The organism is Streptomyces sp. NPDC057543, from assembly GCF_042801895.1.
GTDB lineage: Bacteria > Actinomycetota > Actinomycetes > Streptomycetales > Streptomycetaceae > Streptomyces.
The window spans coordinates 1-5,223 of sequence record NZ_JBHVFF010000423.1; the positions used below are offsets into that span (position 1 = coordinate 1).

The window sequence follows — 5,223 nt, forward strand, 5'->3', positions numbered from 1 at the left end:
GTCGCGGACCGCCCCGCAGCTTCGGGGCGGGGACCGCAGCGCCGCGGCCCGCATGCGCGCGATCCTCGACCAGTCGTTCGGCCACCTGCCCGCCGCCGACGGGCCGTTCGCCGGCCGGCGGGCCGAGCTGGCGCAGATCGCGCAGTGGGTGCGCGAGGCCCGCGCGTCGACGGAGACCAAGCCGACCGTCGTCGTCCTGCACGGCACGCCCGGCGCGGGACGCACCACGCTCGCGGTGCGGGCGGCGCGCAGCCTGAAGGATCAGTTCCGGGGCGCGTGCGTGGTGGACCTGCGCGGCAACGTGTCCGGAGAGGCGCCGCTGCCGACCCGGGACGCGCTGCTGCATCTGCTGAACCGGCTGGGCGCGCCCCGCGAGCAGCTGCTGTTCCGCGAGAGAGCCTCCGCCGAGCAGCAGGTGCGGCGGCTGAGCGAGCTGTACCACCAGCATCTGACCGGCACGCCCGTGACGATCGTCCTCGACGACGCGGCCGACGCGGCCCAGGTCCGCACGCTGGTCCCCGAGCGCTCCGACAGCCTCGTCCTGGTCACCGCCCGCGAGCCCCTGGAGCTGCCCGCCGACATTCCGGCCCGGGTCCATCATCTGCCGGTCGGCGCGCTGGACGCGGCGGGCGCGGAGGAGCTGCTGCGCGAGGCGGCCGGTGCGGCACAGGAGGAGCCGTACGACGCCCGGTCGACGGACAGCGTCGTGGAGCTGTGCAGCGGGCTGCCGCTGGCGCTGCGCATAGCGGGCTCCTCGCTCGGCGCACGTACCCGCGGCGCACTCGCCGCCGATCTCGCCGCGTACGGTCCGGTCGCGCCGGTCGAACGGGCGCTGTGGCTGCGCTACACCGACCAGTCCGAACAGGCGCGGCGGCTGCTGCGCCGGCTCGCGCTGGCCGGGCGGGCCAGCCTGGGCGCCGCGGCGGCGGCCGCGCTGCTCTCCGCCGACGAGCAGGAGGCCGAGCGGCTGCTGACAGCCCTGGCCGGGGCCGGGCTCCTGGACCACGTACGGGGCTCGCGCTACCGACTCCACGACCTCGTACGGGGCTTCGCCCTGGACCGGCTGCGGGACGAGGAGACGGCGGCTGACCGTACGGCCGCGCAGGAGCGGCTGATCAAGAACTACGCGGAGCTGGCCGGTGCGGTGATCCGCATGGTGGACGGCAAGATGTCCACCCGGGCCGGGCAGTTCGGCTCGCACGGGTTCGGTTCGCTGGACTCGGCGCTGCGCTGGCTGGACGACGAGTCGAGTTTCATCACGTCGGCACTGCGGCACGCGGAGGGCGTCGACCAGGGGGCCGTACTGGATCTGCTGGGCGCGCTGTGCGACTACTGCCTGCTGCGCGGCGACCTCTACCGGCTGGGCGAGATCAGCGAGTTGACGCAGGCCGTGGACAAAGGGCTGCTGGAGCGCTCCGTGCAGTGGCGCACCGGCATCGCGGCCCGTCAGCTCGGCGAGCTGGACAAGGCCCGCACCACGCTCTCGTCGGTCGTCGGGCTCTACCGCGAGGCGCAGAACGAGGCGGGTACGGCGCTGGCGCTCTGCTCGCTCGGCATCACCCTGCACCACCAGGGCAATCTGACCGAGGCGTCGGCGCGGCTGCGCGAGGCGATCTCGTTGCAGTCCTCCGACGAGCAGGCCGAGGACCGGGCCTGGTCGCTGCACGCCCTGGCCGCCGTCGAACGGGACCGGGCCCACCTGGCCGAGGCGCTGACCCTCCTGGACATGGCGCTGGCCCTGCACCGGGAGGGCGAGTCGCTGCACGGCGAGGCGTGGACGCAGTTCCAGCTGGGCCAGACCCTGCTGCGGATGGGCGACGTGGAGCGGGCGGAGGAGGCGCTGCGTACGGCCCTGGATCTGTACGGCCGTACCCGTGACGAGCGCGGCGAGGCGTGGGCGCTGACCCAGCTGGCCCGCGCCCGGCTACTGGACGGCGACCCGGCCCCGGCCGTCGAACAGCTGGAGCAGGCCTTGGCCCGGCACCGCGACAACGAGGACGCGCGCGGCGAGGCGTGGACGCTGTACTACCTGGGGCAGGCTCTGGAGGAGAACGGCGACACCGACCGGGCGGTGCGGCAACTGGAGCGGGCCCGCACGATGTTCTCCCGGATGCGGGACGTGTACGGGCTGGCGTGCGCCCGGCACCACTCGGGCCGGGTCACCCGCGATCAGCGGGCCGCGCAGACCGGGAACCTCCGCAACTCCGGTTTCGCCCGTCAGCTCCTGGTCGACGCCCGGGCCGACTTCGGGCGCATCGGGGTCGCCCACGGCGAGGCGTGGACGTGCCTGGAGCTGGCCCTGATCGACGCGGGCAACAACCGCGCCCCGCAGGCGCTGGAGCTGTGCGACGAGGCGGCGGAGCTGTTCGGCTCCTACGGCGACACGCGGGGCGCGGACTGGGCCCGCTTCCTACGCTGCACGCTGCTGCCGTACGCGTCGCCGGGCGGCAGCGAGGTGGGCACGGTGGTGGCCCAGCAGGAACTGGCCGACCTGCTCCTGGCGGGCCACCCGACGCGCGACAGCAAGCTGGAGGACTGCGCGGAGGCGTACCGGGTGGTGCTGAACCGCGGCGTGGACCTGGAGGACGGCTGGCAGGCGTGGCGCCTGGGCATGACGCCGGCGCGCCACGCCCGGGAGGTCATGGGCGTACCGGTTCCGCCCACCACCAGCCCGTCCGGCGTCTGAGGACAGCGCGGCGGCCCCGGCCGGGCACGACCGCCCCGCCGGGGCACGACCGCCCGGCCGGGCACGACCGCCCGGCCCGTCGCCAGGCGTACCGAGCGGCCACCGGACGTCCCGGTACCGCCCCGCGCCTCGTCAGGCCTACCGAGCGGTCACCGGACGTGCCGGTACCGCCCCGCGCCTACTTCCGCTTCGCGGATCCCGCCGCCACCGGGGCTTCGGACGCCTCCGCCGGGTCCGGGGCCTCCACGAAGTCGACCTTGCCCATGTGCCGGTTCATGGACTTCATCAGCAGCCATACGCCGACGGCGAGCGCCGCGAAGACGATGAAGCCGAGAACGCCGGGGGTCACCTTGTTGTCGTCGACCTCCTTGGCGAGAGGGACGAGATGGGTCAGTGCCTGGGTCGCGTACATATCAGGCATTGTCGCGGATGCCCGCGAAGAGGTCGCTCTCGGGGAGGGAGGTATCGACGAGAGACTTCGCCAGCTCGTACTCCTCGGTCGGCCAGACCTCCTTCTGGATGTCCATCGGGACCCGGAACCAGCCGCCGTCGGGATCGATCTGCGTCGCGTGCGCGATCAGCGCCTTGTCGCGGATCTCGAAGAAGTCCGCGCACGGAACGTGCGTGGTCAGCGTGCGTTCGTCGCGCTCGAACTCCTTCCAGCGCTCCAGCCACTCGCCGTACGGGGACTCCAGGCCGCGGGCCAGCAGCGCCTCGTGGAGCGCCACCGTGCGCGGTCGGTTGAAGCCCTGGTTGTAGTAGAGCTTCTGCGGCTGCCAGGCGGGGCCGAACTCGGACTCGGGGTACAGCTCGGTGTCCGCCGCACCGTCGAAGGCGATCATCGTGATCTTGTGGGTCATGATGTGGTCGGGGTGCGGGTACCCGCCGTTCTCGTCGTACGTCGTGACGACCTGCGGCCGGAACGCGCGGATGCTGCGGACGAGACGGCCGGCGGCCTTCTCCTCGTCCTCCAGCGCGAAGCAGCCCTCCGGCAGCGGCGGCAGCGGGTCGCCCTCGGGCAGACCCGAGTCGACGAAGCCGAGCCACTCCTGGCCGACACCCAGGATCTCCCGGGCCTCGTCCATCTCCTTCTTGCGCACCTCGTGGATGTTCTCCTCGATGTACGCGTCGCCCTGGAGCTTGGGGTTGAGGATGGAGCCGCGCTCGCCGCCCGTGCAGGTCACGACCAGCACGTCCACCCCCTCGGACACATACTTGGCCATGGTGGCCGCGCCCTTGCTCGACTCGTCGTCGGGGTGGGCGTGAACGGCCATCAGTCGCAGCTGCTCAGTCAAGACTCGATCCTCAGTGTTTCGGCGCGTGGGCAGGCTTCTATAGTGACCGAACCGGGGGGCGGAAAATTCCTCGATCCCCGGCACAGGAGGAACGATCATGACGGCGGTGCGCGAAGCGCTCCCGGAGAACCGCTACGGCCGCTCCGCGGACCAGCGCGCGGACCGCAAGCTGCGGATCATCGGCTCGGTACTGGGCGTCGTCCTGCTCGGGGTGGTCGGCTGGATCGGCTACGCCTACATCACCGGGCAGGGGATCAGCGCCGAGGTGATCAAGCGCCAGGTCGTCTCGGACGCGCGCGTCGATGTGCACCTGGAGGTGCGCAAGGACAAGGACGCCAAGGGCTACTGCACCCTCCGCGCGCAGCACGAGGACGGCAGCGAGGTGGCCCGCAAGGACTTCCGCTTCGACGACCGCACCGACCGCGTCGACCGCGTCCTGTCGCTGCGTACGACGTCCAGGGCGACCAGTGTCGAGCTGCTCGGCTGCACCACCGACGGCGGGGCGGCGCGTTAACCGCCGCACGCCGGCGCTTCATCGCTCTTGTCGGTGCTGACCTGCGCAAAACGCAGTCCCGGCGATTACCTTCTCCCCCTTTTCCCGGGGAATTGTTAGGCTCGTGGTTTCGCCCACCCGTGGAGGCACATGCTTACGGGTAGGGCGATGCTTTGTATACCCAGTACCGACGAGGAGCACCCTGTGACCCAGACCAGCGAAAACGTCACCTGGCTCACGCAGGAGGCGTACAACCAGCTCAAGGCCGAGCTGGAGTACCTGTCTGGTCCCGCGCGCACGGAAATCTCCGTAAAGATCGCGGCGGCCCGTGAGGAAGGTGACCTCCGGGAGAATGGCGGCTACCACGCGGCCAAGGAGGAGCAGGGAAAGATGGAGCTGCGCGTGCGCCAGCTCACCCAGCTCCTGGAGCACGCGAAGGTGGGCGAGGCACCCGCCGACGACGGCGTGGTCGAGCCCGGCATGGTGGTGACGATCGCCTTCGACGGCGACCCGGACGACACCCTGACCTTCCTGCTCGCCTCGCGTGAGTACGCGAGCTCGGACATCGAGACGTACTCCCCGCAGTCCCCGCTCGGCACCGGCGTGAACGGCAAGAAGATGGGCGAGGACGCCGAGTACGAGCTGCCGAACGGCAAGATGGCCACCGTGAAGATCCTCGCGGCGAAGCCGTACTCGGGCTGATCCCGCACCACTGACGCGAGGGAGCCTCCGGCCGACCGGGCCGGAGG

5 protein-coding genes are annotated in these 5,223 nt (G+C 71.7%); 3 read left to right on the forward strand and 2 right to left on the reverse strand.

The genetic code is table 11. The features are described from left to right. Window positions 1-2,686, forward strand: a 2,686-nt coding sequence (locus ACFU8Q_RS38790; protein WP_384464079.1) for a tetratricopeptide repeat protein, incomplete at its 5' end; no start/stop codon positions are given. A 178-nt stretch (window positions 2,687-2,864) separates the two neighbouring features. Here the strand turns inward: ACFU8Q_RS38790 and ACFU8Q_RS38795 are convergent. Together ACFU8Q_RS38795 and mca are read right to left on the reverse strand one after the other, a co-directional pair. After that, a complete protein-coding gene (locus ACFU8Q_RS38795) occupies window positions 2,865-3,098 on the reverse strand; it encodes a hypothetical protein (RefSeq protein WP_384464082.1) in 234 nt (77 codons plus the stop codon). Window position 3,099: 1 nt separating this feature from the next. Continuing rightward, entirely contained in the window at window positions 3,100-3,981 is an 882-nt protein-coding gene (gene mca / locus ACFU8Q_RS38800; protein ID WP_384464085.1) for a mycothiol conjugate amidase Mca, read from the reverse strand. Between the two features lie 97 nt (window positions 3,982-4,078). On the opposite strand from mca, the gene ACFU8Q_RS38805 reads away from it, so the two are divergent. Together ACFU8Q_RS38805 and greA are read left to right on the forward strand one after the other, a co-directional pair. Beyond that, entirely contained in the window at window positions 4,079-4,495 is a 417-nt protein-coding gene (locus tag ACFU8Q_RS38805; protein ID WP_384464088.1) for a DUF4307 domain-containing protein, read from the forward strand. Window positions 4,496-4,678: 183 nt separating this feature from the next. Beyond that, window positions 4,679-5,176, forward strand: a complete 498-nt coding sequence (greA, locus tag ACFU8Q_RS38810) for a transcription elongation factor GreA (protein ID WP_384464091.1) — start codon at window positions 4,679-4,681, stop codon at window positions 5,174-5,176. Window positions 5,177-5,223 lie beyond the last annotated feature (47 nt).

Excerpts from the sequence above, each read along its gene's own strand:
- ACFU8Q_RS38805 (WP_384464088.1), top strand. The coding sequence starts at position 4,079 with ATGACGGCGGTGCGCGAAGCGCTCCCGGAGAACCGCTACGGCCGCTCC.
- ACFU8Q_RS38795 (WP_384464082.1), bottom strand. The coding sequence starts at position 3,098 with ATGTACGCGACCCAGGCACTGACCCATCTCGTCCCTCTCGCCAAGGAG.